The sequence below is a fragment of the Natrinema caseinilyticum genome (genome assembly GCF_024227435.1).
Lineage (GTDB): Archaea > Halobacteriota > Halobacteria > Halobacteriales > Natrialbaceae > Natrinema > Natrinema caseinilyticum.
This window is the reverse complement of record NZ_CP100445.1, coordinates 2,482,134-2,508,441: the sequence shown is the minus strand read 5'-3', so window position 1 is coordinate 2,508,441 and position 26,308 is coordinate 2,482,134. Positions and strand designations below refer to the sequence as shown.

Below are 26,308 nucleotides of genomic sequence, written 5' to 3'. Positions count from 1 at the left end.
TAACTCGCGCGGATCGAATACCCACGGGCTCCAGCACCGTCCGGATCAGGTCACCGATCCGGTTCGACCGCGGACAGCGGATTCGAGACGGTTCCGTGCTCGATCGCGTGGGGCCGTTCGGACAGGTCGCCGTACCCGACGTCGAGGATCCGGTTGCGGTTCAGGGTCAGTTTCGGCAGCGTGGGCTCGAGCAGGTCGAACAGGGCGAATCGCTCCTCGAGGGCGGGAAATCGCGCGTGGTAGTCCTCGATCGCGGTCCGGACCTGTCCCCAGAACCGTTCTTCCGGGTAGTCGCAGTGGCGGACCAGCAGATCTGCGAGGTAGCGGTAGACGCCGACGAACAGCCCGTAAAACTCGTAGATTCGATCCCGCTCGCGGACGTAATTGAGGAAGCTGTACGGGCTCGTCGGGTCGGCCAGCGTCACCAGATCAGCGAGGAAGGGCACCTCGAGCGTCACGCCCTCGATGAGCATCCCTTCGTGCCAGGCGAACTCGAGGTCGCGCCGTTCTCGTAACGGTGTGGGACGCCGTGGCACCGTCGTCGGGTTCGCTGTGAGCGGTGCCGTCGGTCTCGGTCGACGAACTCCGGGCCGACGCCGATCGACCGTCCGCAGACCGGGGCGAATCGGTGAGAACAGTGGCCGAGCTAGCGAGGTCGAAATCAGGCGAGAACGGGAACGCCGAGTCGTTACTCCGGTTTCAGCCCGCCGTCCTGGACGCGCATGACGGCCTCGCCGTCGGCGAGGTTCGGCGCGTCGACCAGCCGAACGATTCGCTTGTCGCCCTTGGACTTGCGGAGGTAGATCCGGAAGGTGGACTTGTGTCCCAGGATGTTGCCACCGATCGGCTGCGTCGGGTCGCCGAAGAACGAGTCGGGGTTCGAGGCGACCTGGTTCGTGACGATGACGGCGGTGTTGTAGAGGTTGCCGACCTTGTCCAGGTCGTGCAAGTGCTTGTTGAGCTTCTGCTGGCGGTTCGCGAGTTCACCCCGGCCGACGTACTCGGCGCGGAAGTGCGCGGTCAACGAGTCGACACAGAGCAGTCGAACGGGGTACTCCGAGTCCTCGTGTTCGCTCGCGAGTTCCTTGGCCTTCTCGGCGAGCAGCATCTGGTGGTTCGAGTTGAACGCCTTCGCGACGTGGATCTTCTCCAAGACGTCGTCGACGAGTTCGTCGACCGCCGCCTCGTCGTCGGCCGATCCCTCGATCTCGCGGTCCTCGAGCGTCGCGTCGATCGCGTCGTCCGGCAGGCCGCGGACCATGTCGTCGATCCGCTCGGGGCGGAACGTGTCCTCGCTGTCCACGAAGATGGCGCTGCCGTGGAGGCCGCCGACCTCCTTGGGAAGCTGGACGTTGACGGCCATCTGGTGGGTGACCTGGGACTTGCCGGCACCGAACTCGCCGTACACCTCGGTGATCGATTGCGTTTCGATCCCGCCGCCGAGCAGGTCGTCGACCTCGTCGATGTGCCAGCTCAGTTTGCCGATTTCGTTCCGTCGCTCGAGCACCGTCGAGCCGGTTTCGAAGCCGCCGACGTCGGCGGCGTCGCGAGCCGCGTTGACGATGTCCGCCGCGGTGGAATCGCCGACGTCGGCCGTGTTCGACAGTTCAGAGGGGGACGCGACGGCCAGACTCTGGAAGGAGTCGAAGCCCGCGTCGTGGAGTTTGTCTGCGGTCGCCGGTCCGACGCCGGGGAGCGTCTCGAGATCTGCTTCGGGCATACTTCTCCGTTGTCCCGGACCCCCCATAAAGCCTCGTTAACAGGAGAGTGGAAGTGAAAGTGCAGGACGGAAGCGGGGGAACGAAGGCGTTCGACCAGAGGTTTAGAAGGGAGGCGCGAGCGCGCAACCGACGGGTGACGGTGAGAACGACCGAAACCGATCGAACCAGTCGTCTATTGTATCGAAAGCGAAGTGGACCACCTGGTGCCTCCCGGAAGCGAAGTAAACTAGCCCGGTGCCTCTCGGAAACGATGGTGAACGAGCCCGGCGAGATCAGACGCGAAGCCGACCCGGTTAGAACCCTCGGTCGTCGGTCTCCCACTCGAGGCACCGAAGACGTCCATCGTCACTTCCGACGACGAGTCGGCCCGGCGCGACTGCAGGGGTGCCCGCGATAGCGTCGTCGGCCCGGACGTGCCAGCGGGGCTCGCAGTCGTCGACGTCGATCCCGTAGAGCGAGCCGCTCGAGTCGCCGACGCAGAGGACGTCGCCGACCACGACGGGACGGGAACGGATCGGTCCGTCCAGTTCGACACCCTTCCGCGAGAACAGCCACCCGCGCAGTTTTCGCCGGCCGACCGTCGTGTCGGTCACGTGGAGGTACCCGTCCGCGGCCCCGACGAACGTCGTCTCGGCCGCCGCGAGGACGGTCGGCGACGTCGTAAACGAATCGCGAATCTCGTACGTGAACCACGTTCGGCCGGTGACGGCGTCGAGCGAGAGCATCGTTCCCGCGTCGTCACAGACGTAGAGACGGTCGTCCGCGACGGTCGGCCCGGCAGCGACCGCTCCGGCAGTCGGTGCGGTCCAGACGTCCGCGCCCGATTCGGCCTCGAGTGCGACTATCGTCCCACCCGCGGTTCCCGCGAATACTCGTTCGTCGACCCACCGTCCCGCCGAGTCGCCCCCGTAGTCGTCGACGGGGTCCGCGGTCATCGAATCCGAACGGCGGTCCGAATCCATCGGCTCCGAGAGCCGGGACCTGGGCGACCGATTTCGATCGACGTCCCGTCCGTCGGCGATCGCCGGACAGCCGACCACGGGCGACTCGGTCTCGGACGTCCAGACGAGCGTTCCCGTGTCGGCCTCGAGCGCGGACAGCCCGGTCGCGTGGCCGGCGTACAGTCGGCCGTCGGAAAAGGCGAGGTCGGACTCGAGATCGTCCGGGAGTTCGGCCTCCCACTCCCGCTCGCCGGTGGCTGGATCGAGCGCGCGAACGGTCCCGTCTCCCGTCCCCAGATACAGCCGATCGCGGGTGACGACCGGCGTCGCGTCGGCCGCCGCAGTGGTCTCGACGGTCCACCGTCGTCGCCCCGTCTCGGCCTCGAGCGCGTGGCCGTTGCCGCGGCTCGTTCCGACGTAGACGGTTTCGCGGTCGAGAACCGGTGATCCCGGCACGCCGCCGAGGTCGGTCGTCCAGGCCTCGGTGACGCGGGACGGCCCCTCGAGGTCGCGCCGGAGCCCCGAATTGTGCGGATCGCCCCCCGTCTGGTTCCACTCGGTCACGACGTGTGGATACCGACCGAACCGCCATAACGATGGGTGGATGGGTGGCTGCGAGATTTCCCATGGAGTCGACGACCGATCGACGAACTGGAAAGCGAAAGGGCGCCACGCGCACCGCAATCGTCCTCACCGGACTGTTGCTCGCGATGGTGCACACGTACCGGAATAGAGCGGAGTCGGGCCCGCCCCGCTGGATGGAGAAACTCGAAACGGCGACGCCATGGTTCTCGTTCAGACTCGGGTTCCTTCTGCTGGGGTTTTCCCGACCGATATTTTGACGTCCGTCACCGTCGGCGCGTATCTCGCGGCGCAGAACTCCCCCCTGACGGACGCCGTCCCGTTCGTTCTGCTGACGCTCCTGGTTCTGTCCCTTCCATCGCTCACACTGATCGCCTTCGGAGAACGAGCGGAACGCTACCTGCCGAAGACCCGCGACTGGATGGACGCGAACTCGTGGATCGTCACCGAATTGGTGCTCCTCATTTTCATGGCGATCGCACTCAACAACTTTCTCGGGTAGGATTCCGGTCGACGCCGCGAGATCTACTCGCGGCCACGCTCGAGACGACGCCTCATCGAGACGGTCACCGACCGTGATCGGCGTCTCGCGTTCGACGTCTCGAACGTGGCGTTTCCCGTCCCGTCTCTCACCCCCGTTCGGTCAGTTTTCCTGTCAGAGGAAATGCACTCTCAGAAAACGCTGAGAAGAGGTTTATTGCCGCGTAGAGCCTACAGTACCACTGATCATGAAATTGAATTGGTCAGCAATCGTAATCGGATTCGTCGTAGCCCTCGTCCTCGCCGTCATCAGCGGCCTCCTGGTCGCGGGAACGAACGCAACGTCGCTCGCGCTGTCGTGGGCGACGATCGGCGTACTCGGCGGTCTCGTCGCCGGGTACATCGCCGGTGGAACGGTGTCCACTGGTGCCGTCCACGGCGGGATCGCGACCGTCCTCGGGTCCATCATCACGTTAGCAGTCGTGACGTTCACCACGCTGCTCTTCGCGGGCCTCGTCCCGACGTTCGGCGTGCTCGTCGGCGGACTGCTCCTGATCGCGTTCTACGCCGTCCCTGGCGCACTCGGTGGCGCCATCGGATCGTGGGCCAACGGCCGCCGGGCGGCCCGCAAGATGGCCGGCGCACGGGCCTGAGAACGTCCACGAGAATATTTTCACGAGAGCCTTCACCCTCGAGCAGGAACGGAACGTTACTCCCGGATCTCGAGTGGAGATTTTGCTCGGGATCGGTGGCGGGACCGACCGCCCTCGACGATCGAAAAGCGGAGCCCGCCGGACGGCTCGCAGATAGGCTCGCCACTCGCGATACGACCAACAACCCGTGCGTCTCCGAGCTACTCGCTCCGACGCAAGAACGGGTGCGGCAGGAAAAGGGAGCAACTGGTGTATGGCGCAGCTGTGATGATGTGGTTTCTCTGGGATTGTGGCTTCCTGCCGCGTACGTCACGATACGTGCGGACCAGTAATACCGATGTTCCCAACACGATTTGGGAGGTCGCGGATCGCGGTCACGGAAACGGAGACGCGCCGGACGGTCCGCAGAATCGGTCACTCCCAGGGATGCGTTCCGCGTTCGCTGGGCCAGAGCGGATACCAGTACTCTTTCTCGCGCTCGATCTCGAGTTCGCCATCCAGCGCGGACTCGAGCGTGAACTCCGCGTTCGAGTCCCGTTCCCGACCGGATCGGGGAACGAACGGGTAGAAGCGACCGCGACGGAAGGAGTAGATCCAGTAGGCGGGGCCGTCGCGGTCTCGGTACGAAAAAACCGCCGCGAGAAGCCGCGAGCCGTACCCGTGCTCGATGAACGTGTCCGCGGCGAAGTGCATGCTCGTGATCAGATCTTCCGGATCGTCGTCCTCGAGGACGACCCAGTGGTAGCCGTGGTCGTCTTCCGTGACCGAAAAGCCGGTTCCCGTTTCCTCCTGCCCGGCCTCGAGAATCGCCTCGACCTCGTCGACGGCGTCACGGAAGTCACTCGAGTCGACGCCCGAAAAGCAGAGCGCGCCGACGTCGAGCGCCTCGTAGCCGAGGTCGGCCTCCATCGTGAGGTAGGCGGTACTCATTCCGAACAGATCGTCGGGATCGGCGTCGCGTCCGGCGTCGGTCTCGGCTCGCATCCCGAGTACGGCACGGAGTCCGTCCAGCAGTCCCATAGGGGGAAAACGGAGGCGACCCCTTAGAATCCTCCTGTTGTGCGTCGAACGATTCCGCGATACCCGCGGTCTCGTCAGCAGTTTCCGCCCGGTGCCCACCAGCCATTTCGTTCGTCGATCTGGTCGACCGGGCTCTCGGAAGCACGCGACCGATCGGTACGGCCCGAACCGATCGACGCAAGCGCACTACCAGTCGTGAGTGCTGTGCCGGTGGCGACGACAGATCGTCTCTGCCAGTCAGACATACTGCTCGAGTAATAGCCGTGCCATATCGCTACCGGCAATATAACAGTAGTTGTTATTTTAGCAACGTGTGAAATTAAGTGAAACGTGGGCGAGCGCGGTCGTCCCTCCGGACGCCGGGACCGCTACAACCCCGTCATCTCGCGCTCGAGTTCGCGAAGCGCTTCGACCCGCCGGTCGGTCGAGGGGTGCGTCGAGAAGAGCCGACCGACGATACCGGACTTGATCGGGATGATGAAGAAGGCGTTCATCTCGGCCTCCTCGCGGAGATCCTCTTTGGGGACCTTGTCCATCTGGCCCGAGATCTTCAGTAACGCCGACGCGAGCGCGGACGGGTTGCCGGTGATGGCCGCGGCCCCGCGGTCGGCGGCGAACTCGCGGTAGCGCGAGAGCGCCCGGATGAGCAGGTAGCTGACGATCCAGACGACCAGCGAGACGAGGATCGCGACGATGATTCCACCGCCGCCGCCCTCACGGCCGCCGCCGCGGCCGTGCCCGCCGCCGAAGAACGCACCCCAGCGGAGGATCATGAACGCGATCGTCGAGAGGAACGAGGCGATCGTCATCACCATCATGTCGCGATTTTTCACGTGGGAGAGTTCGTGTGCGAGGACGCCGTCGAGTTCGTCCCGCTCGAGCATTCGCATGAGACCGGTCGTCACGCACACGGCGGCGTTGGCCTGATTTCGGCCAGTCGCGAAGGCGTTCGGCACGTTCGAGTCGACGACCGCCACCTTCGGTTTCGGGAGGTCGGCTTGCTGCGAGAGCCGTTCGATCGAGGCGTGCAGTTGCGGATACTCGTCGGCCGAGACCGTCTTCGCACCCATGCTCTTCAGCGTGAGCGTGTCGCTGAAGTAGTACTGCACCAGCGAAAATCCGCCGAAGAGTAGTGCGAACCCGAACAGCCCAGCGTCGAGATAGGCGGTGAGCACTCCGGCGAAGACGATGTACAGTGCAAACAGCAGGAACATCGTCACGAACATCCGAACGCGCAGTCCCCAGTCCGCCTGCCAGTTCATACCCGAAACGAAGGGCTCCGAGGAAATAAGTGCCCTGTCGAGACGGTTGCGGATCACGCTCCGATCGCGATTACCGCTCCGTCCACCCCGCGCACTCGAGAACGGGTCGACGCGTCGCAGTCGGCGAATCACGGAACTCCTCGGAGAGTTAGTCCTGCCCGGCGGTCGGGCTGATAGGTCAGTGAGACGCTTCCGGGGCGAGGAGGCGCTCAAAAAACACGCCGCGAACGATGTGTCATTACCGCTGTGGCTGACGAATCTGCTGGCTCCCTCTCTGCTGGGACGGCTGTCGAACGCTCCGCTGCCCTCCCATCTGCTGAGACGGTTGTTGGACACCCGGCTGAGCCCCCATCTGCTGGGACGGCTGCTGTGCCTGTCGAGTGGGCTGTTGACCGACCTGCTGGCCGGCCGTCTGGATGCGCTCGAGTGCAGTGTTGATCGTGTCGAGGGCCTGTTGTGCGTGCGACAGGGACTCCTGCACTTCGGGTTCGCCAGCGTACTGCTGGAACTCCTGGATTGTTTGCTGGATTGCCCCTCTGATCGGTTCTGCGAACGGCGACTGCCGGAGCAGGAGCTTCTTCTCGAGGTGGGCGATGTTGGCGATATCCTTACTTCGTTCTGCGAGGGGTATCATGCCGCGCTCTGCCGCCCGGATGACCAACCATTCACAGACGTTCTCCAGTCTGTCGAGGTCATCTACCGCCTGCTGAATTTCCTGGGGAACGGACTGTTGATACTGCTGGCCGATAAACTGGCCGGCCTCAGACTGTAACACACCGGCTGCAAACTGGCCGGGCTGTGTTTGTTGTGCCGCCTGTCCTGTCTGGGTCTGTGCCTGATACCCGGTCTGTTGGCCCTGTGGCTGGGGCGATTGTACGTGTTGTGACATTGTCCTGAACGGCATCACGGATAGCGGTTCCGTAATGCAAGCCGAGACAGCGACGCGGTGGATAAAAACGGGAACCGACCGTTTCTTCAGCTCTCCTGACGAGGCGATCGCTTACCCGGGGGCCCCGACGCGGAGCAGGACGAACTTCGACTCACGGTCATCGGTTCGCTGTCTCGTCGAACGGTAATCTATAATTGGCTTTACCGCGGGCCGAGCAACCGTTTCACGGCCGGTAACTGACTCGTGCGTGAAAACTTGCCGCCCGCCGTTGCTCACCAGTTCGGAACCCCTCGGAGACGATGATCACGGTCAGCGTGGACACGTCTCAACCCAACGGACAATAGCATCGTCCCAGGTTTGCCTACGCTATTCGGAAAGTAAAACGGGGCGCCAACGGCGCGAAGAAGCCGTCCCGTCGTCGCGACGATGAACCCAGTCGGTGCGAGACGCCGTTCCTGTTTCAGCGTGAGACCGGTACGGCCTGCAATAGCGATACGAGGGAACCCGAGGCCGACTCGAGACCCGTTCTCTGGGTGGCTGATTAGCAGTATCGCGATTATCCGGACGGCGACGTGAGAGCACGATACCCCCTCCGTGTCACGAGCGCGGCCGATCAACCGAGTCTCAGCGGACCGGATCGATCATCCCCGGCATCCGGGTCGTATATCGAGTAGAAGGCCGGAACGTAACAGAGCCAGGCGACGACGTACGCACCGCCGACGAGGGCGCTTCGCGTGTCGATGCCCGCGAGAAACCCGTCGCCGACGCCGACGGCGAGGACGATCCCGATCAGAACCGACGACGGGGGACGATCGAGCCAGTCGTACAGGACGCCGATGAGCGAGCCGACGATGTACCCGATAGTGTAGCGGGCCACCGCCGCAACGAGGACGGTCCACCAGAATATCGCCACGACCGACCAACCTGGGTCGATCCCGACCAGACCGAATAGCGTTCCCGCATCCCGGTAGAACGTCCCCTGTACCCGTACCAGACCCACGACCGCGAGGACGGCCGTCAAGAGACCGACGACTCGGCCCGCTCTGACGCCCGCTCTCGCCGGATCGTTCCGTTCGATCATAGTCGTGTCACACACGTACTGTCTCTGAGAACCGATGGCCGTCCGAAGGGCTATTTCAGCGTCACGGCGGTGCCGTACGCGATGACCTCCGAACCGCCGTTCGCGATTTCGGAACTCTCGAGTCGAACGTTGACGACCGCGTCTGCGTCCATCGATCTGGCGTCGTCGGCCATGCGCTCGAGAGCCTCGTCGCGAGCGTCGCTCAACAGTTCGGAGTAGGCCTTCAACTCCCCGCCGGTGATGTTCCGGATACTCTGTGTGATGTCCCGGCCGACGTTCCGGGCCTTGACCGTGTTTCCTCGAGCGATACCGAGCGACTCGTCTATCTCACGACCGGGGACCGTTTCAGTGGTGACGAACTCCATGCGGACAACCTGTTGTAGTGGCTACATTAAAGTTCTGTATCAGCCGGCACCAGTCGCGGTGGACGACCGACTGATCTCCGATTGTCCGCAATTTCTGTCCGTCGCTCGGTTCACGCAGGAGTTCTCGAACCTGGAGGCACGGTGGTCCCGGCCAGTCGCAGTCCGCCGAAGTGCACCCTCGTGGTTCGCCACGGCGCCACGGCGCCACGGCGGCAACCGGCTCGGCCTCGAGTTGCCCGATCCGTTCGTCGAGGTGCTCGAGGTCCGCGATTCGAGTTTCGAGATCGGTGAGACGGGCGTCGAGCTGTGCGAGGTGGTCGCGCATCGATGCGTCGGCGGTGGAACTGTCGGCTGTCATTGGAACTGGGGGTGTGAAACTGCGTGGGGGATCGGGATCGTCGGGGGGACGCCCGATGGGGCCGCCGGCATCGGTGGGCTGGCGGCGGGTGGGTATGGGTTCCGTCCCAATCCGCAGGGGTCGGTCGCCAGCCTCGGTGGTCGCGGGTCGATAGCTCGGTCGAGCGGTGGTCGGTAACCCGGTCGAACGATGGTCGCGGCGCTATCGGTAGCTCGATCGGATGACCCGGGCACCGGTCGAAGGGGCTGGGTTCGAGGCGAGTCTTCGAGAGCGGCGGTGGCCCTCGAGAGCCGTGTCTCGAGGAGTGGCCGATCAGGACGGGATCACGATCCTGTCGGCCGCGAAGAGCGGCTCGTCAGCCGGGTCTCGCGCCACGGTATCCGAGCCTCGCGACGTCACTATCGATCACCCTCGGAAAGATCGATATCGTCGAACTCGAGGCGCTCGTAGGCTTCGAGCGTCGTCGTGAGGTTGCTGATCGCCGGCTTGAGCGTCAGCGGATCGGGGAGCGCTCGCTCGAGCGCCCAGACGTGGTCGATGACCTCCTCGAGCCTGATTCTCGTGCGGTCGCTGTCGGTCGTCATAACACTGTTAATGGTCGTTAACGCGAGTGGAAATCTTATACACGGATACCGCCTACGATACGTCTATGAGTATTGAGCACGCGGACGGCGACCGCGAGAACAAAAAGGAGCTCCGAAAAGCGCATCCCAGCGGGTGGCTGTCCCTCACCCAGCACGAGGGAGTTCCGATCCTCGTGGACGCGCTCCTCGATCTGCCCCCGGGCCGCGAGTTCAACAAAACCGAGTTCGCGGAGCACGCCGGCGTCACGCGACAGACGGTCGGAACCTACGCCGACCTCCTGTGCGACGTCGACCTCATCGAGGAAGTACCGAACACGGCCCCGCAGCGCTATCGCGTCGCCGACAGCGACGTCGTCCGGGAACTCTTCGAGTTGAACAGCGCGCTCAACGCTGCCGGCGAGCGAGCGTGACGCCGATTCCGACTGCCGATCAGTGCGGTCATCGCCGGTTTCCGGTCCCGTTCGGTTCGCTATCCAGATCGAGATCACCCGCCTTGGAACCCCCGAGACCCGAGCGATCGTCACGGAACTCGAGCGCGGGCGAGTCACGCCCCGGTATCTCGCCTGCAAACTCTGCAGTTCGAGACCGTCCGCCAGCGAGCAGTCGAAGCGGTTCCTCGAACACGAGCACGACGTTCGGCTCGCATCGGGTCTCTCCGAACTCGTCGACGTGACGCAAGAAGACGACGAGAGTAATACACAGCGCACAATCTGCACCGACTCGATCGGGCCGTTTCTTTCGGACCGGTACGATCAGTAGCCGGGACTGTGTGTACCCCTGCCCAGCGAGGCGCGTACCCTGCCGCTGGGCGGAAACCGCCGACATATCTCCTCCAATCGTCCCGTCCACGATTTGGGGCAGATACTGTGGGGGCACACAACATTCATGTGAATGAACCACACACCGTATGATGTGAAAGGTTAGCATAGTCACGATCCCGAAGAGGAGTGCACCGACAGAGACAGACGCGCCGAATGACGACACCGTGTTAGCACACAATTCAGAGCCGGTACGACGAAGTATCGAGGTCGAATACTGGGTAATCGACGAAGAGGGCCACCTCGTCGAGCCGAGCGACCACATGGTGGCGGCACCGGGCACCGAGCGAGAGTTCGTCGAGCCGATCCTCGAGATCAAGACGACCGCGTGTGAGACGACCGAAGGGTTACGTGCCGAGCTATTCGAACGGGTCGACGAGGCGCTAGAGCGCGCCGCAACGGACGGCAAACGACTGGTTCCGCTGGCCACGCCGTTGAACGAGGACCGGGTGCGGGAACTGGCGAGCGACCGGACACGAATACAGAATCAAGTCGTCGGTGGGGACTTCTCGTACGTTCGTCACTGCGCGGGAACACACGTCCACGTCGAGCAAGTGCCGGGTCACGAGGCCGACCAGGTAAACGCGCTCGTCGCACTCGACCCAGCGCTCGCCCTCGTTAATTCGTCCCCCTACTATCAGGGGCGACACCTGGCGGCCGGTGCCCGGTCGAAGCTCTACCGCTGGATGGCATACGACGACGTTCCTCACCAGGGGTGGCTCTGGCCGTACATTGACGATACCGACGAGTGGAAACGGCGTCTGGAACGACGCTACGACGAGTTCGTGGTTGCGGCGGCCGATGCCGGGATCAACCGCCGAACCGTCGAGCGCAACTTCGAGCCAGAGAGCGCCATCTGGACGCCCGTTCAACTCCGCGAGGAGTTTCCGACCGTCGAGTGGCGTTCACCGGACACCTGCCTGCCGAGCCAGGTCGTCCGGCTGGCCGATTGGATCGCGACCGTCGCAACCCACGCCACCGAGACGACGCTGCGAATCGAGGGCGAGGAGGGCCGCGTCACAGAAAACGGCGTCGTCGTCCCGACGTTCGACGCAGTTCTGGGATACGTCAACGCCGCCATCCGCGACGGGCTGGCGTCGTCGTCGGTCAGGTCGTATCTCGAACGCATGGGCTTCGACGTCGACGCGTACCACCCGGTCACACACGAGATCGAGGGCCGCGCCCCGATGTCCCGAGACGACGCACGGCGACTCCGGCTGGAATACGCAGATCGACTCGAACAAGACGTGCAACGGGCCGATGCGGTACGTGGCGGATAACCCGCACCGAGCAGTCTCGGTGAGTTCGAGACGATAGATCCTGGAGATCTCGCTGGGCACAGGTCACTCACGTTTTCCCTGGCAGCCACGACCGTGTGGGAAATGCGGGAGAGAGACGACGAGAGATGGTTGGATAGGTTCAACGCCGCCTCGAGGCTGGTGGCCTCGTCGTCCGCTCCTGTCATGGGTCAGGGGTTGCAGCGAGTGTTCTCCACCCTTTGGGAGGGGACGTGCGCCGTGCGGAATCCAGCTTCTGTCTCGGCACCGTGGTACTGACAGCAACTCGGGAGATCGTCGCGCTGCTGCAAGCTACAGGGCGCGTATCGGTTACGCCAGTTTGTTGTAGCCGAGAACGTCCCGACTCGAGGTGGATCTATGTGGATGAGTAGAGAAGTGCTAACCGAGGGTCCCTCATGAGTGTAATCGACCAGCTCACGACCGTTGTTGAACGTCTTCACGGCTCGGCCTCCGTCGAGTCAGTGTACGGTGATCCAATCGAAACGAACGGGCGGACCATCGTTCCGGTAGCGAAGATTGCATACGGGTTTGGCGCTGGATACGGGTCGAGTCCCGACGAGGGATCGCCCGACGAACAGCGCACGGACTACGGCGATGGCGGCGGCCTCGGAGGTGGTGTCGCGGCAAAACCTGCTGGCGTGGTCGAAATAACGGAAAGTGAAACGAAATTCGTTCGTCCGACATCCACTGACCGTCGCCTCATCACACTCATTGGCTGTCTTCTCGTCGGATATTTGCTTGGCCGCCGGAAATAGCACTCTCGTGTATCGATAGTGATCTACAGCGCTCACACTGCTCAGTCTTGCATCAGCAGTTCCGCCAGTCTCAGGCAGGCTGAATCGAGGCGTGCAAGACACAGGGCGCGTATCTTGCGCTGCGAACAGAAGAAATTCCGGCGGTAACTACACTGGCGTATCTCGCAAGGGAGCAACCCAAGCGAGGTTGCACGAATCGTTCAATTTAGCCGACCGAGTTGCCATTATTCAGATGAGGGAATTCACCGCCACGGAAGGGGCCGAAGGTCATCGAGGGTATTTACCCGGAACGTCGGGCCGTTCTCTCGACTAGCGGGACTTTCGGAAATCCAGACGGAATTGAGTCCGGCAGCGGTCGCGCCGGCAATATCCGTTTCGAGCGAATCACCGATGTGAACCGTGGTTTCCGGGGTTGCACCGAGGGACTTCACTACGCGGTTGAACGGTTCTGGGTCCGGCTTCGGTGGTGTATCGTGTCCCGCAATAACGATCATCTCGAACCATCGATCAAGAGAAACGGCCTCGATTTTCCACTTTTGTGCGTCCCGTGCACCGTTGGTGACGATAGCCAATTGGTATTCTTGGGAGAGTTCGTCTAGGAGTCGAGCCGCAGACGGACGGAGTTCGACGTTGGATTGGTCGCGTTCGTTGCTGAATACGTCCGCGACATCTTCCCCACGTTGCCTCTTATACCCGTTTTCCGCAGCGAGCACTGCAAAGCATTCGGAACGGAGTTCGTCCATCGAATCACACCTTTCCGCAAACTCATCGTATCGAGCATAGTATTCCGCGACGGAAAACAGCGGCTCGAGATCGAGACGGTCGAAACACACTCGGAGCACTTCTCCGGGAGATCTCGTGTACCGTATCAAGGTATCATCAAGGTCGAAGGAGATCGCTTCCACGTTCTTGATGCTATGGGAGTCCATGATATCGATGCTGGTTGAACTCTGAAAGGCTAACGTGCAAAAAGGTAATTGTGGCGATGATCAGAGCTATCGGACGGAAAGAGGCGTACTATCGCCCGTTTCAGCTGTAAATGCTCGATACTCACCGTGCTGAACTCACCCTCCGTATTCAGCACCCGCTCGCTGACGGATTCTCGGTCGTTGATTTGGCGTGTGCAAGATACAGGATGTGATTGCAGCGTGGGCTTCGGCGGGAGCTATCAGATCCCGAGGCTGAACCAGTCGAGTGTCTGAGTGCCCGGATATCACTCGTGGCGCTTTTGGCGACTGAATCGCGCGATGTCGACCGACGGATTCATCTCACGGCTTTCGCTGTGGGCTTTCTCCTGTAGCCCGTGTAATTACGAACCACGCCGTTCTCGCCGACGGACCCGGCTCCAGTCTGGAGCACGTTCGTGACCGTCTTGGTCGTCTCGTGGAACGTAGCAGCGCACGGACGGTACACGAAGAGCTCTCCGAACTCGAGGACGACCCTCGAGAAGACAGCAACGAGGAGTCGACTTCGGGGGAAAGATAAGGGCCCGATGAACTCTGCTGTCGTGCCGAATACACAGCGCGCGAGTGCAACACGAACTGAGGGTTGAACAGTGAGGTCCGTGATCACTCGCTGCAGATTCGGGTAGGGTATTGAGGATTCAGAGATAATCATCCATCTGCCACTATCATCACGCCACGATATTATTCCCAGATCTCGTCACTGAATTATATGGGGCGCTGGAGTGGGGTGTGTGAGTCGGCCCCAACTGGCGCTGTGGGCTACTCAGAGAGGCACGAGCCATGAGCAACGAGCCACACCACACGACAGCGGAATCGGACTCCGAACCGACGCGGGCAACACGTCGAACCGCGCTTCGCGGGGCGGGCCTCGCCGGAATGCTCGCGATGGGCGGCACCAGCGCCCGCCAAGACTCCGGTATACGACTCCACTGGCACCGCCGCGACCTTCGTGTGACCGACAACCCGCCGCTGGCGGGCGACAACCGCCTCCTCCCGGTGTTCGTCCACGATCCCGAGATACTCACCTACGGCGCGCCGCCCGTGGTGTCGTTCCTGCTCGATGCGCTCGACTCGTTGCGCGAGCGGTACCGCGAGCGCGGCGGCGAATTGCTCCTCGCTCGCGGCGATCCAAGCGCGGTGCTTCCCGAGCTCGCCGCGGCCTGCGACGCCGATGCGGTCACCTGGAACCGCGACTACTCTGGCCTGGCGAGCGAACGCGACCGTGCGGTCGTGGCAGCGCTCTCCGGCGCCGGCGTCAGCGTCGGCGTCGAGCGGTTCGGTGGCACTCTCCTCCACGAACCAGAGCACATCACGACGAGTGATGGGAACCACTACTCCGTTTTCTCGGACTTCTGGCGAGAGTGGCGCGACCGGGAGAAGGCCGCTCCCGTCGCCGCGCCGGTTCGCGGTGACGTTGTCGATCCACGCGACAGCCTCGACGAGGAGTGGCTCGGCGAGGTCTCCGAGACCGCCGGCCCGCTACCGTCACTCGCCGAGCTGGGCTTCGACGAGCCCGAAGCTGACGTGCAGCCAGCGGGCACCGACGCTGCCCACGACCTCCTCGCCGACTTTCGCGAGGACACTATCTACCGCTACGGGGACGACCGCGAGTACCCCGCCCGGGAGTCGACCTCGCGCCTCTCGCCGCACCTGAAGTTCGGGACAGTCGGCGTCCGGACGGTTTGGAACGCCACCGAAGACGCGGCGGCCGCCGCCAGCGACGAGGACGCCCTGGAGTCGGTCGAGGTATTTCGGCGACAGCTCGCCTGGCGGGAGTTCTACGCGCACATCCTCGACGCGCGTCCCGACGTAGTTACCGAGAACTACCGCGAGTACCCGAGCGAAATCCAGTGGCGCGACGATCCTGAGGAGCTCCAGGCGTGGAAGGACGGCGAGACGGGATATCCGCTCGTCGACGCCGGGATGCGACAGTTGCGCGCCGAGGCGTGGGTTCACAATCGCGTCCGGATGGTGGCCGCCTCGTTCCTCACGAAGGACCTGCTGATAAACTGGCGCGAGGGGTACGACTGGTACCGTCGAAAGCTCGTGGACCACGACACCGCCCACGCCGCCGGCGGCTGGCAGTGGGCTGCCTCGACGGGAACAAACGCCCAGCCGTACTTCCGTGTCTTCAACCCCGCGACCCAGTGCGAGAAGTACGACCCGGATGGCGAGTACGTCAGGGAATACGTCCCAGAGCTTCGGGACGCACCGACCGACGCCATCCACGAGTGGCCTACGCTGGACGACGAGACACGCGCCGCCATCGCGCCCGACTACCCCGCTCCCATCGTCGACCACGATGAGCGCCGCGTGCGTGCAATCGCGGCATTCGAGGCCGCGCGTAGCGACGACTGACGGGGCACGTAAGAAGCGGCGCCGTCAGGAGCACGAGGACAGCGGTCAGGAGGTGGTTGCCCGGGTGGAAGCGGCTACCGCCGCGTCCAGACTAGCCTGGACCAGGTCTGTCGATTCGTGAGAGTTCACCAGTGCTGGGAGTCGGAATCGGAGGTTAAGTGAACCGAATCGGACGAACACGACGACCGCGAGAAAAAGTACTATCGGGTGACCTTCCAACCGGCTCGATAGCTATCGGATCGGTCGTCGACTCTTTTGGATGAAGCCGTTTACCAAACCCAAATCGCGAGGTTACCGTTCGATCCACGATTCGGTTGTGGGCAGGACTCGTCCCGAAACAGCTTGCAAACTGTATCCTCTCTAGTCAGCACGCGACTATTGACAGGAATTGAGCAGAGTTCTGTGGTCGTGCTGAACACAGCGCGCGAATGCACCACGAGAGTACGAACGACCACAGCATTATCCCGCTTGCTTCCTTACGGAGTAAGGATGGCAGACACGGAAAACAAACGGGAGAAGCAAGCAGACGACGAGAACCGACGCGAGGACGGAGTTCCGGACTCGCTTCCCGAGTGCCACCGTCGCGGCTGCACCGAGCGGGCGACGTTTGGCGTCCTCGAACGATATCAGGAAGAAACCGGGCACGGTGCCGTTGAGGCAGAGGCCGTTCTCTGTCAAGAGCATGCCGCCGAAGAGAGCCCCACGAACCTCGATGGCAGTTACGCGGATTACGTGTTTCGTGTCGAGCCGCTCCAAGAGACGCTGGACGTGGACACAGCGTGATCGAACGGAGGGAGTTCGATTTTGGCCGATGACGCCGTCAATTACTCAGCAGTTTCAGAGTGGATGCGATAGTCAGTATCGAGGCATCGTTCGGCGTGTCCACTACCACCCCGATGAGGATCCCTCGACTCCTGGGGCAGGCACGATGGAAGAGCGCGATGGACCGTCCGGGGGAGAGTCCGAATACAAGGCCCATACCACAGGGATCGAGAGCATATTCAGGACGCTCACGTCAAAACTGACGCTGCCACACCCCCACCATGACGAAACCCTTCAACAGACGGACGTTCCTCGCCGGTTCGATTGTCTCGCTCGGTGGCTGTTCCGCCCTCGATTCAGGCTCACGGTCCACTCCGGAGACCACTCTCGATAGCATCGTACTCCGGAATCGATACGCCGGAGGAGGAAACCGCCGACAGTCGCCAGACTGGGATCGCCCTCTTCATCGAACGTAAAAGCCACGTCTACAACGAGTGGCCATCCGTCGATCTGGGTGCTGTGGTCCATGGCGACGAGACCACCGCGGTCGCCGTCGACGTGATCGTGAAAGAAACCGGTCGGTTCGAGCTGGATGCGACGCCAATCACGTAGAAAGCTCGATTTTCAGCCCTCTACGGGGGATTCCCTGTACGCGGTGTCTTCACGTCTGACTGCTACGGTGCACCTCTCTGTCCACACGAACGGGCCAAAAAGACAGTCCTGGGAGAGAGAGACGGACTGAATGTAACCGCTTTGTTGGGATCCTCTGTCAGTGACATGTTTCTGCTGTCGTGCTGAATACACAGCGCGCACCGTTCAAAGAGAAACGGCGCCTCAGATGCGTATTCGAGTCGAATCAGGAGCTTTTTTGGGATTCTGTGTTCGAGATACGGTATGTCAGGACCGGAGTTTCATGACGTAGTGCAGGAATTTCGTGATGAGGTCCCCAGTTGGGTAGTCAGACTGGTTCTGGTGCTGTTTGGAGTAAGCCTCGTATACGGATTTATCACCCGAGGGACTCTCTATGAACCGATAGCGGTGTGGATCCAGATACTCAGACTTGCACTGTTAGTCTTTGTTGTTTATCTTCTCTATCGATTTATCATCGCCGTCGAGATCATCGCTGAGAAGTTGTGACCTCTCCGGACGACCACCCCCGGCTATCAGTCATACCCAGATGCTGCAAGCACCCTCTGTCCCTCGCATCGTGGTACTGACAGCAATTCTGAAGATCGTCGAACGACTACAAGAGACGAGGCGCGTAACTCGCGTCCCGTCGATGTCGGTACTGGCGTCTCTCAGTAACACAACCGTCACTGGTACGTCGGATACTTGTTCGCGAAGTCGAACGGTCTGATCTCCGACGATCCCGACCACCCGGATCGGGTATCCACCTCGTACACGTAGAGGCGATCTCCGAAATTTGCGACGGTCGCTGTATCCCCCAGTTGGGCGCTATTAAATCCGTCCCGACTCACTCGTTTCATGCTGTAGCCACAATCACCGGATGCAGTCCCACAGACGCCGAGCTTGTAGGATACGGCGCTAAAGTCACGAGTTAGACTGCTATCTGAATTTCGATCGGCGACGATTTTTCTCGGCGATTGGACTGCGTCCTCAGCGAAGGATGATGCATACGAGATGTTGAGCTCGTCTTCTGGTGCTAACGCCGACCACAAAATGCGTCCGCGTCGCTGTCGTCCGTTAGCCCCCACGAAACGTCGATATATTTCCGTTTGACCTCGCCGGTCACAGAGATGTGTCCAATCCCAAGCCAACCGAGTCCACCAACCGCCGCGAGACCGCCACCACCACGAAGAAAATCCCGTCTCGAGGGCATATGGTGTGGTTACTAATCGAATCTAAAAAGCACGAGGTTCGTCTGGAGAGATGCGGCAGGTCCTTCGATCGCCTCCTCGCTTCTGGTCCACGGTTCAACGGAGTAGTCGCTACGTGGGATACCGCTCCGTGCGTACGTCCGCTGTATTCGGCAGGCTGATTTCGGCAGATTCCAGGTGGAACGATCGGTGGATGTACCATTCGCGGGGCACAGCGTTGTGAATCAGAGTGGGATCGGTCGGCGGAGAAACGGTATCCGACTCTAAGAAAGGCACGAGCACGTCGTTCGGCTCGTATCGGGTCTCGACGAACTCGTCGACGATCCACGAGAAGGCGCCGACGGTGAGCCGTGCTCGGTTCAAAATAGAGAATTGACGAAACCCGCAGGCGGTGATACGTTTCTGGTGTCGTGGTGAATACACAGCGCAGATTCAGCGCAGGAGGACGGAACAGTTAATCGCTCTCTTTAAGATTCTCACGGCGCTGTCACGCGAATCTGAGTCAGAATCTAGACCGAATTTGAACCGAAATGGGCAAGAGTTTGCATTATTCTTGGAAAATCTATATTTTCGCACTTCTCGTGCGAGTAGCTGCTATGTCCAGCAACGATACGACGCGACGCCGAGTTCTGAAGTTCGCAGGGAGCGCGATGGTGGTTGCACTCGCCGGATGTACGGGCAGCGAGGATGTCGGCGACGAACCATCCGGAACCGACCCGATGGAGGAATCTCGCACGATGGACCCAGAGGGGGCGCCTCGCGCGGAGATCGACCGGTTCAGCGAGGAGGCGGGGACGCTGATGGTGCGTGACGAAATGAACGACCTGCCGGACCCGAACGAACCCGTCGACTTCGATCAGGGGCCGTTCGTCACGCGGGGACTCGGTCCCGACGGCGAGGCCGTCGAGTACTACAACTTCGACGTGCAGCCGACCGAGCCCGCGCCCATCTACGCGTTCTTCCGAGAGAACGGCGATCCGGTCGAGGACCAACTCAACGTCGTCGACGTGATTCCCGGCGACGAGGGGTACAACGACTTCTGGCACGTCCACGAGGTCACGGTCCCAGACGACTACGAGGCCAACACGGTGACAAGCGGCGCCGACCTGATGGAGCACGACCTCGATATCACTGCCACCGACATCATCAAGAACTGTCCGGTCGTCCCCGAGGGCTCCACGGCCACCAAACGCGCGGGTGACGAGGACGAGGGCCTGATCGAGGGCTGGTACGAGGGGGAGGTCGTCAGTTACTTCCTCTTCGAGGAAGCGCCGCTGGAGACGACCGACAGCAACGAGGTGCCGGTTTCGCCCATTTACGTCTCCTTCAACACGAACCCCGACGAGGATGGCGGTGGCCCGCAGTCGGGGTTCGTGACCGAGGCGTCGAGCGAGCAGACACACAACGTCGTCGCCACGCTGCCGGGCCAGGACGGCTACTCGCCGCTGTGGTCGGTCAGCGTCTACGACAACGCCGACTTCGAGAACGTCTCGGACCTCGAGTCGGCCACCTCGGCGACCGTCCTCGCCACCGACACCGCCACCGTCAACTGCCCCGTCGTCTCCGCGGGGATGGAGTGACACGATGAGCGGGGGACGTACCGATGGCTGACTCTCGCTCCCCGTCCCGCGACGCGATCGGGTTCGCGACGCTCGCGGGCAGCACCGGCGTCGCAGGGTCCTACGCGGTGGCGGGCTACTCCCCGGAGTTCCTCGTCGCGCCCATCGACGACCTCGTCGTCCGGGCCACGCCGGGACCGATCGTCGCCTGGATTATCGTGAACGTTGGCGAACAGGGGCATCTGCTGCACATCGCCCTCTCGTTCGTCATCGCGACCGGATTGCTGGCGGGCACTGCGATCGTCGGGCTCTTCGCCGCCCGGCGATTCGACAGCCCCGTGATCGGGAGCGGCCTTGCCGGCCTCTTCGCGTGGGGTCTGACCGCCTCGCTTACGGCGGAGCCGTTGCTCGCAGCCGGTGCTGCCGTGCCCGTCGCGGCGTTTACCGCCGTCGGCGCCACGCCGGTCGCCGCTCGCGACCACGACCCGTCGCGACGGCGTGCGCTCATCTCGAGCGTGAGCGCGGTGGCCTTTCTCGGCGCGGCTATCGGCCTCCGTCGATTGACGGCTGACGACGACGTCGCCGGCGGAAGCGGGACGACGGACGACGAGGTGGCCACGCTGCTACAGGAGGCCGAAGCGAAGTCGCTCGACATCCGTGGCGACGTGCCGGGACTCGTGAGCACGATCGAGGAGTTCTACAACGTCGACATCGCGCAGTTCGACCCGGAGCTCGCGCCCGCGGACTGGTCGATGACGATCACCGGGGAAGTCGGTGACGACGTAACTGTCACGTTCGACGAACTGACGGACATGCCGACCGAGCACCGATTCGTGACGCTCCGGTGTGTCGGCGAGAACTTGAACGGGAAGAAACTGGACACCGCCGTCTGGACCGGGACGCCGATCGAGTCGGTCCTCGAGGCGGCCGATCCTGCGGGAGAGTGCGGGTGTGCGATGCTCCGGGCAGAGGACGGATACTTCGTCCAGTTCCCGATCGAGGCTCTCGAAAGCGGCTTTCTCGCGTGGGGCATGAACGGTCGGTCGCTTCCCCAGTCCCACGGTCATCCGGTGCGCGTGCTGATCCCCGGACACTGGGGCGAGACGAACGTCAAGTGGCTCGCCGAGATCGAACTCCTGGACGAGGAGATGGACGGCTACTGGGAACAGCGCGGTTGGCACGGCACCGGGCCAGTGAGCACCGTCGCCAAACTCTGGAGCGACACCGTGCTTGCCGACGGGAACCTCGAGGTGGCCGGCCACGCCTACGCCGGGACGCGTGGCATCGAACGCGTTGAAGTCTCGACGGACGGTGGCAGCATCTGGCAAGATGCGGAACTCTCGGAGCCGCTCCCTGGGACCGATGTGTGGCGACAGTGGCGCTACGAGTTCGAACCCGACGGCAGTCACGAGGTCGTGGTGCGAGCGATCGACGGCGAGGGGAACCTCCAGCCCGAAGAGCGGTCGGACGCGTTCCCGAGTGGGGCGACTGGGTGGGTCACGAAGACGATAGGAGGATGACCACTGGACTCATAATCCCCTGAAACAAGAGCACGCATGGATGGAGAAGGCACTCTGGTACCTCCTCGTTGGTACCCGCGGCGGCGAGAACCGTGCGCGCATCATCGCCGCTCTCGACGACCGACCTCGGAACGCCAATCAGCTCGCGGAGTGCCTCGACGTAGATTACAATACAGTGCGACACCACCTCGATATGCTACAGAAACATGACGTTATCGAATCCGGCGGCGACGAGTACGGGAAGTTGTACTTCCTGACCGATCAGTTCGAACATCACCGCGAGGAGTTCGAAACCGTTCTGGAGGCGATGTAAATGGCGGGTGCGATGGGTCCCTGGATGCTGGGAGCGACCGTCCTCTCGGGGGTGAACGTTCTCCTCTTGACGGTGGTAACGGTCATCTGGCTGCGCAACTACCGAACGTTCGGGTCCAAGATGACTGCAGGACTGGCCGTGTTCGGCGTTGCGATGCTCCTCGAAAATATCGTCGCCATCTACTTCTTTTTCAGCAGCGGGATGCTCTACGCCGATTCACCAGGCGTCGAGCAGTCCGTAGCCATCCTCCGTGCGATTCAGACCGTTGCTCTGGCCTTCCTCACCTACGTCACCGCGGAGTGACGTGATTTGATCGCACCCTCGATGGCTGTGATATCTTTGTCGCTACCGCCGAACGTGATCGTCGTTTCGGTGAAGACGCCGTCGGAGCGCTAATTCGTCGGGATGATTCGCCCGTGACCAAGGGCCTACTCGCCATCGTCTGTGCGACGGCGACTCGTCCGAGATCTCTTCGAGTCAAACAGCGCGCTCGACGCTGCCGGCGTACGTGACGTCGGTCCCATCGATCTCGTCGACCGGATCGGGATCACCCGCCTCGAGATCCGGGTGATCGTCACGGAACTCGCGCTCGGGCGGGACACGCCACAGTATCTCGCCACCGAATTCGACGTCGTCGGCGTCTCAATTGTCGGAAGCCTGCTCGGAAGGGAGCGTGACTCCTGGTTGGAAAACTCGCCGGCACGGTCGGGCGCGAGGACGATTCGGAAACGCTGCGACCGTTTTTCTGGTCGTCGTCTCCAAGGCCGTTCCTGTCAGTAATTCCTTCCGGCGAAAGTGCACTGCCCACGAGCGGCCGTGTCCCGCCGCAATGCGGACGGGCAATCACGGACGGCGAAGCGGCCAACAGAGTTAATCGTCTTCACTGTCGCCATCTGCATGGCGAAAGGAGAGGACTCGGTCGGTGCCGACCTATCCGCTTTGCGATCGCAGGCCCTTTCGTCACCGCTTGGACGGACAGGGATACAGGGAGACGGTGCCCTCTGGCCGGCGTTTTCTGCGATCCGGTTGAGACCGATGGCCCGCGGTTTCGAGACGGACCGGACCGCGCAACTCCTTCTTTGAAACGTTCTGCCGGTTGTCGAGCGTTTATCATCGAGCAGGGCAAACGACGGAGTGGCGGGGGGGCTCCGATGGCACCCAATAAACGATGCTACCTCGCCGTCTGACAGGGAGAACTCGGTCGACCTACCCGGTCCCTGTTGGTGTGACATACATACCCGGGTGTCGACTTTCTATCACGGTTTCTCGACCCGAGGAGCCCCGAGAAAACGTAATCGATATTTTGTCGCTCCGCGACGACGGGGAGACGCTCGATTCGCTTCGACCACCCGAACCCCTTCGTTTCGCATGGAGACCACGGGACACGGTCACGTCTGACGTCTGAAAATTTTATCGTCGTCTGACGCGTTTCTGATGGGTTCGGGACCGTCGACCCCTTCGTTTCGTGTCGAACGAAGGGGCCATCACGGGGTGGCTTTACCGGGCGAATTGCAGCAGTCGTCTCGCGTGTCCCGCGAGTCGAGTCGAGAGAACGGGTGGCTTAACTCTCTGAAACCCAAACATGGGTCAATGAGTGAGTCGCGTGCGTTCTGTCCCCAATGTGGGGATCCGGTACCCGAGCGCTCGAGGAGCGACGCGAACGGTGGCCCTGGCGGGGGCGCCGCCGAGGGTGATACCGGCACCGCCAACGATCCCCTTCGGCCGGGTGCCGAGGTCGAACTCTGCGATGCGTGTTACTTCGAGGACTTCGACTTCGTGGACGCGCCGGATCGGATCGACGTTCGCGTCTGTTCGCGGTGTGGGGCGGTCTACCGGGGGAATCGGTGGGTCGACGTCGGCGCGGAAGATTACACCGACATCGCCATCGAGGAAGTGAGCGAGGCGCTTGGCGTCCACGTCGACGTCTCCGACGTCGCCTGGCAGATCGAACCCGAACAGGTCGACCAGAACACGATTCGGATGCACTGTTATTTCACGGGCGTGGTCCGCGGAACGCCGGTCGACGAGCAGGTGACGGTGCCCGTCAAGATTTCCCGTCAAACGTGCACCCGTTGCGGTCGGATCGCCGGCGACTATTACGCCAGCATCGTTCAGATCCGCGCCGAAGACCGCACCCCGACCACCGAAGAAACCGAACGGGCCGAGGAGATCGCAAACCGCATCGTGGCCGAGATGGAGGCGACGGGCGACCGGAACGCCTTCGTCACCGAGACGAACGAGACCCCCGACGGGCTGAATATCAAGGTCTCGACCAACAAGATCGGCAAGAAGATCGCGAACAAGATGGTCGAGGAGTTCGGCGGCACCGTCACCGACGCCGAGACGCTCGTCACGGAAGACGAAGACGGAAACGAGGTCTACCGCGTCACGTTCGCGGTCCGCCTCCCGCCGTACACGCCCGGCGACGTCATCGATCTCGTCGAGGACGACGACGGCCCGGTCATCGTCCGCAGCGCCCGCGGCAACTTGAAGGGAGTCCGCGCGACGACCGGCGAGCGCTACGAGGCGAGCTACGAAGAGGGCAACTCGCCCGACGCTCGCAGGCTCGGCTCGCTCGAGGACGCCGTCGAGACGACGGTCGTCACCGTCGAGGACGACAACGCCGTGCAGATACTCGATCCCGAGACGTTCCAGGCGAAGACCGTGGCGCGACCGGAGTACTTCGATCCGAACGCCGAAACGGTGCCCGTCTTGAAGAGCCGCGCGGGTGTGCACGTTTTACCCGACGATAGCGATGACTGAGGACGAAAACCGGTCGTCCGACGGTGCGGACCACGGGGACTCGACGCGTCGCGGTCTCGAGCCCGCGGTGGAGCGCGACCGTGAACCTGCAGCCACCGACGTCCTCGAACGAGCCGAGGCCGACGCGCCGCTCGCGGCGATCGTCGAGAAAACGCGCACCGAGACGGCCATCGAGTCGTTGCGCGCCGAAGGCGTCTACGACGAGTCGAGACGCGTTCGTGAGACGCGAGGGCGAAGCGATGCGAAGCCCTCGGAGGAGACGAACGGGTCGCCGACCCGTGAGACGGGGGCGGAGCGGATCGCCCTTCCTATCGTGGAGCCGCCGACCGAGACGCGCGTTCTCGAGGTCGTCCGCCAGTTCGAGCCCGAACGCAGGAATCCGGATCTCGAGGCCTTGCTCGCCGATCGGGGCTGGAACAGCGAGGACCTCGAGTCCGCACCCGGCTCGTGGGCGGTGATCGGATCGGTGATCCTCGTGACGGTTCCCGAGGGCTGTCCGAACGAGACCGAACTCGGCGAGGCGCTGCTCGAGGTACACGGGGAGGCCGACAGCGTCCTCGCCGACGAGGGGATCGCCAACGACGGCCCGGCGGGGACCCACCGGGAGCCCCGCACCCGGTTGTTGGCGGGCGTGCGAAACACGGAAACGATCCACACGGAACACGGCACCCGATACGGGCTCGATCCCGCGTCCGTGATGTTTTCCCCGGGAAATCAGGCCGAACGCGCTCGAATGGGCGACCTCGAGTCCGTGGCCGACGAACGGGTGTTCGATATGTTCGCCGGCATCGGCTACTTCACACTGCCGCTGGCCCGAGCTGGCGCGCGGGTGACCGCAACCGAGATCAATCCGACCGCCTTTCGCTACCTGCTCGAGAACGCCGTGCTCAACGACGTTGGCGACCGGGTCGACGCCTACATGACGGACTGCCGTGACCTCGCGGGCGAACTCGAGGCCGACCGCGTCGTCATGGGCTACTACGGCAGGTCGGACGGCAGCGAGGCGGACGACGATGGCGAATCGGATCACGGGACTCGAGCCGACGAAGCACACGAGTTCCTTCCGGCCGCTCTCGAGGCGCTGGTTCCGGGCGGCGTCGTCCACTATCACGAGGCGACCCCCGAATCCCTCCTGTGGGACCGGCCGCTCGAGCGACTCGAAGCGGCCGGTACGGACGCGGGGCGGGAGCTCGAGGTCCTCGAGAAACGGCGGGTGAAAAGCCACAGCGCGGGGGTCGAACACGTCGTCGTCGACGCGTGCTTCGAGTAACACGACTTCTCTCCACCGCGAGACGGTTCGCTACGACGGGATCAGGGTGGCGTGGTCTCGAGGAGTCGGTAAATCACGCGCTGAGGGGTCGATATCCTCCATTGGTACGGCGACCAATGGCCTTATGGTATTGGTCGGTGTACCAACGGACGA

At 62.7% G+C, this 26,308-nt stretch carries 29 protein-coding genes; 17 read left to right on the top strand and 12 right to left on the bottom strand.

Annotation, left to right across the window (positions count from 1 at the left end; genetic code table 11):
* Nucleotides 1-50 precede the first annotated feature (50 nt).
* The 3 genes from NJT13_RS23510 to NJT13_RS12275 form a co-directional block, all read right to left on the bottom strand.
* Nucleotides 51-536 (bottom strand): ferric iron reductase, encoded by a 486-nt coding sequence (locus NJT13_RS23510; RefSeq protein WP_425499756.1) that lies wholly within the window; start codon nucleotides 534-536, stop codon nucleotides 51-53.
* A 152-nt stretch (nucleotides 537-688) separates the two neighbouring features.
* Nucleotides 689-1,720 (bottom strand): DNA repair and recombination protein RadA, encoded by a 1,032-nt coding sequence (radA, locus tag NJT13_RS12280; protein ID WP_254521925.1) that lies wholly within the window; start codon nucleotides 1,718-1,720, stop codon nucleotides 689-691.
* Between the two features lie 294 nt (nucleotides 1,721-2,014).
* On the bottom strand, nucleotides 2,015-3,226 hold the full coding sequence (locus tag NJT13_RS12275; protein WP_254521924.1) for an outer membrane protein assembly factor BamB family protein: 1,212 nt from the start codon (nucleotides 3,224-3,226) through the stop codon (nucleotides 2,015-2,017).
* Nucleotides 3,227-3,288: 62 nt separating this feature from the next.
* Between NJT13_RS12275 and NJT13_RS12270 the strand changes: the two genes are divergently transcribed.
* The 3 genes from NJT13_RS12270 to NJT13_RS12260 all read left to right on the top strand — a co-directional run bounded on the left by NJT13_RS12270 (nucleotide 3,289) and on the right by NJT13_RS12260 (nucleotide 4,377).
* Complete coding sequence (locus tag NJT13_RS12270; protein WP_254521923.1) at nucleotides 3,289-3,504, top strand: GAP family protein; 216 nt, start codon at nucleotides 3,289-3,291, stop codon at nucleotides 3,502-3,504.
* On the top strand, nucleotides 3,501-3,746 hold the full coding sequence (locus NJT13_RS12265) for a GAP family protein (protein WP_254521922.1): 246 nt from the start codon (nucleotides 3,501-3,503) through the stop codon (nucleotides 3,744-3,746). The genes NJT13_RS12270 and NJT13_RS12265 overlap by 4 nt, the downstream gene beginning before the upstream one ends.
* 226 nt (nucleotides 3,747-3,972) lie before the next feature.
* Nucleotides 3,973-4,377 (top strand): DUF5518 domain-containing protein, encoded by a 405-nt coding sequence (locus NJT13_RS12260; protein WP_254521921.1) that lies wholly within the window; start codon nucleotides 3,973-3,975, stop codon nucleotides 4,375-4,377.
* A gap of 414 nt (nucleotides 4,378-4,791) precedes the next feature.
* Here the strand turns inward: NJT13_RS12260 and pspAB are convergent, their stop codons facing one another.
* From pspAB to NJT13_RS12235, 5 genes are all read right to left on the bottom strand, one after another.
* Nucleotides 4,792-5,397: a PspA-associated protein PspAB gene (gene pspAB, locus NJT13_RS12255; protein WP_254521920.1), complete on the bottom strand. Its 606-nt coding sequence runs from the start codon at nucleotides 5,395-5,397 to the stop codon at nucleotides 4,792-4,794.
* 368 nt (nucleotides 5,398-5,765) lie between these two features.
* Entirely contained in the window at nucleotides 5,766-6,659 is an 894-nt protein-coding gene (gene htpX / locus NJT13_RS12250) for a zinc metalloprotease HtpX (RefSeq protein WP_254521919.1), read from the bottom strand.
* 238 nt (nucleotides 6,660-6,897) lie between these two features.
* Nucleotides 6,898-7,548 carry a hypothetical protein gene (locus NJT13_RS12245; RefSeq protein WP_254521918.1) on the bottom strand — a complete coding sequence of 217 codons (651 nt, stop codon included), beginning with the start codon at nucleotides 7,546-7,548 and terminating at the stop codon, nucleotides 6,898-6,900.
* A gap of 613 nt (nucleotides 7,549-8,161) precedes the next feature.
* Nucleotides 8,162-8,629 carry a hypothetical protein gene (locus tag NJT13_RS12240; RefSeq protein WP_254521917.1) on the bottom strand — a complete coding sequence of 156 codons (468 nt, stop codon included), beginning with the start codon at nucleotides 8,627-8,629 and terminating at the stop codon, nucleotides 8,162-8,164.
* Between the two features lie 50 nt (nucleotides 8,630-8,679).
* Complete coding sequence (locus NJT13_RS12235; protein ID WP_254521916.1) at nucleotides 8,680-8,994, bottom strand: YbjQ family protein; 315 nt, start codon at nucleotides 8,992-8,994, stop codon at nucleotides 8,680-8,682.
* 58 nt (nucleotides 8,995-9,052) lie between these two features.
* On the opposite strand from NJT13_RS12235, the gene NJT13_RS12230 reads away from it, so the two are divergent.
* Complete coding sequence (locus NJT13_RS12230; RefSeq protein WP_254521915.1) at nucleotides 9,053-9,529, top strand: hypothetical protein; 477 nt, start codon at nucleotides 9,053-9,055, stop codon at nucleotides 9,527-9,529.
* Nucleotides 9,530-9,750: 221 nt separating this feature from the next.
* Here NJT13_RS12230 and NJT13_RS12225 read toward each other — a convergent pair whose 3' ends face one another.
* Nucleotides 9,751-9,936 carry a hypothetical protein gene (locus NJT13_RS12225; protein WP_254521914.1) on the bottom strand — a complete coding sequence of 62 codons (186 nt, stop codon included), beginning with the start codon at nucleotides 9,934-9,936 and terminating at the stop codon, nucleotides 9,751-9,753.
* Nucleotides 9,937-10,001: 65 nt separating this feature from the next.
* Between NJT13_RS12225 and NJT13_RS12220 the strand changes: the two genes are divergently transcribed.
* The 4 genes from NJT13_RS12220 (at nucleotide 10,002) to NJT13_RS23505 (ending at nucleotide 12,807) form a co-directional block, all read left to right on the top strand.
* On the top strand, nucleotides 10,002-10,346 hold the full coding sequence (locus NJT13_RS12220) for a hypothetical protein (RefSeq protein ID WP_254521913.1): 345 nt from the start codon (nucleotides 10,002-10,004) through the stop codon (nucleotides 10,344-10,346).
* Between the two features lie 22 nt (nucleotides 10,347-10,368).
* A complete protein-coding gene (locus tag NJT13_RS12215) occupies nucleotides 10,369-10,695 on the top strand; it encodes a hypothetical protein (RefSeq protein WP_254521912.1) in 327 nt (108 codons plus the stop codon).
* A 226-nt stretch (nucleotides 10,696-10,921) separates the two neighbouring features.
* On the top strand, nucleotides 10,922-12,034 hold the full coding sequence (locus NJT13_RS12210; protein WP_254521911.1) for a glutamate-cysteine ligase family protein: 1,113 nt from the start codon (nucleotides 10,922-10,924) through the stop codon (nucleotides 12,032-12,034).
* Between the two features lie 413 nt (nucleotides 12,035-12,447).
* Nucleotides 12,448-12,807: a GerW family sporulation protein gene (locus NJT13_RS23505; RefSeq protein WP_425499755.1), complete on the top strand. Its 360-nt coding sequence runs from the start codon at nucleotides 12,448-12,450 to the stop codon at nucleotides 12,805-12,807.
* A gap of 242 nt (nucleotides 12,808-13,049) precedes the next feature.
* Here the strand turns inward: NJT13_RS23505 and NJT13_RS12205 are convergent, their stop codons facing one another.
* Nucleotides 13,050-13,736, bottom strand: a complete 687-nt coding sequence (locus NJT13_RS12205) for an HAD family hydrolase (protein WP_254521910.1) — start codon at nucleotides 13,734-13,736, stop codon at nucleotides 13,050-13,052.
* Nucleotides 13,737-14,070: 334 nt separating this feature from the next.
* Nucleotides 14,071-14,424, bottom strand: a complete 354-nt coding sequence (locus NJT13_RS12200) for a hypothetical protein (protein WP_254521909.1) — start codon at nucleotides 14,422-14,424, stop codon at nucleotides 14,071-14,073.
* Between the two features lie 266 nt (nucleotides 14,425-14,690).
* Between NJT13_RS12200 and NJT13_RS12195 the strand changes: the two genes are divergently transcribed.
* From NJT13_RS12195 to NJT13_RS12185, 3 genes are all read left to right on the top strand, one after another.
* The gene (locus NJT13_RS12195; RefSeq protein ID WP_425499813.1) at nucleotides 14,691-16,130 is read left to right on the top strand and encodes a cryptochrome/photolyase family protein; all 1,440 of its coding nucleotides are present in this window, start codon (nucleotides 14,691-14,693) and stop codon (nucleotides 16,128-16,130) included.
* A 489-nt stretch (nucleotides 16,131-16,619) separates the two neighbouring features.
* Nucleotides 16,620-16,913, top strand: coding sequence for a hypothetical protein (locus NJT13_RS12190; protein WP_254521907.1), 294 nt, complete (start codon nucleotides 16,620-16,622; stop codon nucleotides 16,911-16,913).
* 873 nt (nucleotides 16,914-17,786) lie between these two features.
* A complete protein-coding gene (locus tag NJT13_RS12185) occupies nucleotides 17,787-18,029 on the top strand; it encodes a hypothetical protein (RefSeq protein ID WP_254521906.1) in 243 nt (80 codons plus the stop codon).
* 526 nt (nucleotides 18,030-18,555) lie between these two features.
* Here the strand turns inward: NJT13_RS12185 and NJT13_RS23500 are convergent.
* Nucleotides 18,556-18,732, bottom strand: coding sequence for a twin-arginine translocation signal domain-containing protein (locus tag NJT13_RS23500; protein ID WP_425499754.1), 177 nt, complete (start codon nucleotides 18,730-18,732; stop codon nucleotides 18,556-18,558).
* A gap of 594 nt (nucleotides 18,733-19,326) precedes the next feature.
* Between NJT13_RS23500 and NJT13_RS12180 the strand changes: the two genes are divergently transcribed.
* The 6 genes from NJT13_RS12180 (at nucleotide 19,327) to NJT13_RS12155 (ending at nucleotide 26,155) form a co-directional block, all read left to right on the top strand.
* The gene (locus NJT13_RS12180) at nucleotides 19,327-20,310 is read left to right on the top strand and encodes a hypothetical protein (RefSeq protein WP_254521905.1); all 984 of its coding nucleotides are present in this window, start codon (nucleotides 19,327-19,329) and stop codon (nucleotides 20,308-20,310) included.
* Nucleotides 20,311-20,333: 23 nt separating this feature from the next.
* On the top strand, nucleotides 20,334-21,809 hold the full coding sequence (locus NJT13_RS12175) for a molybdopterin-dependent oxidoreductase (RefSeq protein WP_254521904.1): 1,476 nt from the start codon (nucleotides 20,334-20,336) through the stop codon (nucleotides 21,807-21,809).
* Between the two features lie 40 nt (nucleotides 21,810-21,849).
* Nucleotides 21,850-22,122 (top strand): winged helix-turn-helix domain-containing protein, encoded by a 273-nt coding sequence (locus NJT13_RS12170; protein WP_254521903.1) that lies wholly within the window; start codon nucleotides 21,850-21,852, stop codon nucleotides 22,120-22,122.
* Nucleotides 22,123-22,425 carry a DUF8036 family membrane protein gene (locus NJT13_RS12165; RefSeq protein ID WP_254521902.1) on the top strand — a complete coding sequence of 101 codons (303 nt, stop codon included), beginning with the start codon at nucleotides 22,123-22,125 and terminating at the stop codon, nucleotides 22,423-22,425.
* Between the two features lie 1,287 nt (nucleotides 22,426-23,712).
* Nucleotides 23,713-24,885 carry a 60S ribosomal export protein NMD3 gene (locus tag NJT13_RS12160; RefSeq protein WP_254521901.1) on the top strand — a complete coding sequence of 391 codons (1,173 nt, stop codon included), beginning with the start codon at nucleotides 23,713-23,715 and terminating at the stop codon, nucleotides 24,883-24,885.
* A complete protein-coding gene (locus NJT13_RS12155) occupies nucleotides 24,878-26,155 on the top strand; it encodes a class I SAM-dependent methyltransferase (protein WP_254521900.1) in 1,278 nt (425 codons plus the stop codon). Before NJT13_RS12160 ends, NJT13_RS12155 begins: the two co-directional genes overlap by 8 nt.
* The last annotated feature ends 153 nt before the right edge of the window (nucleotides 26,156-26,308 follow it).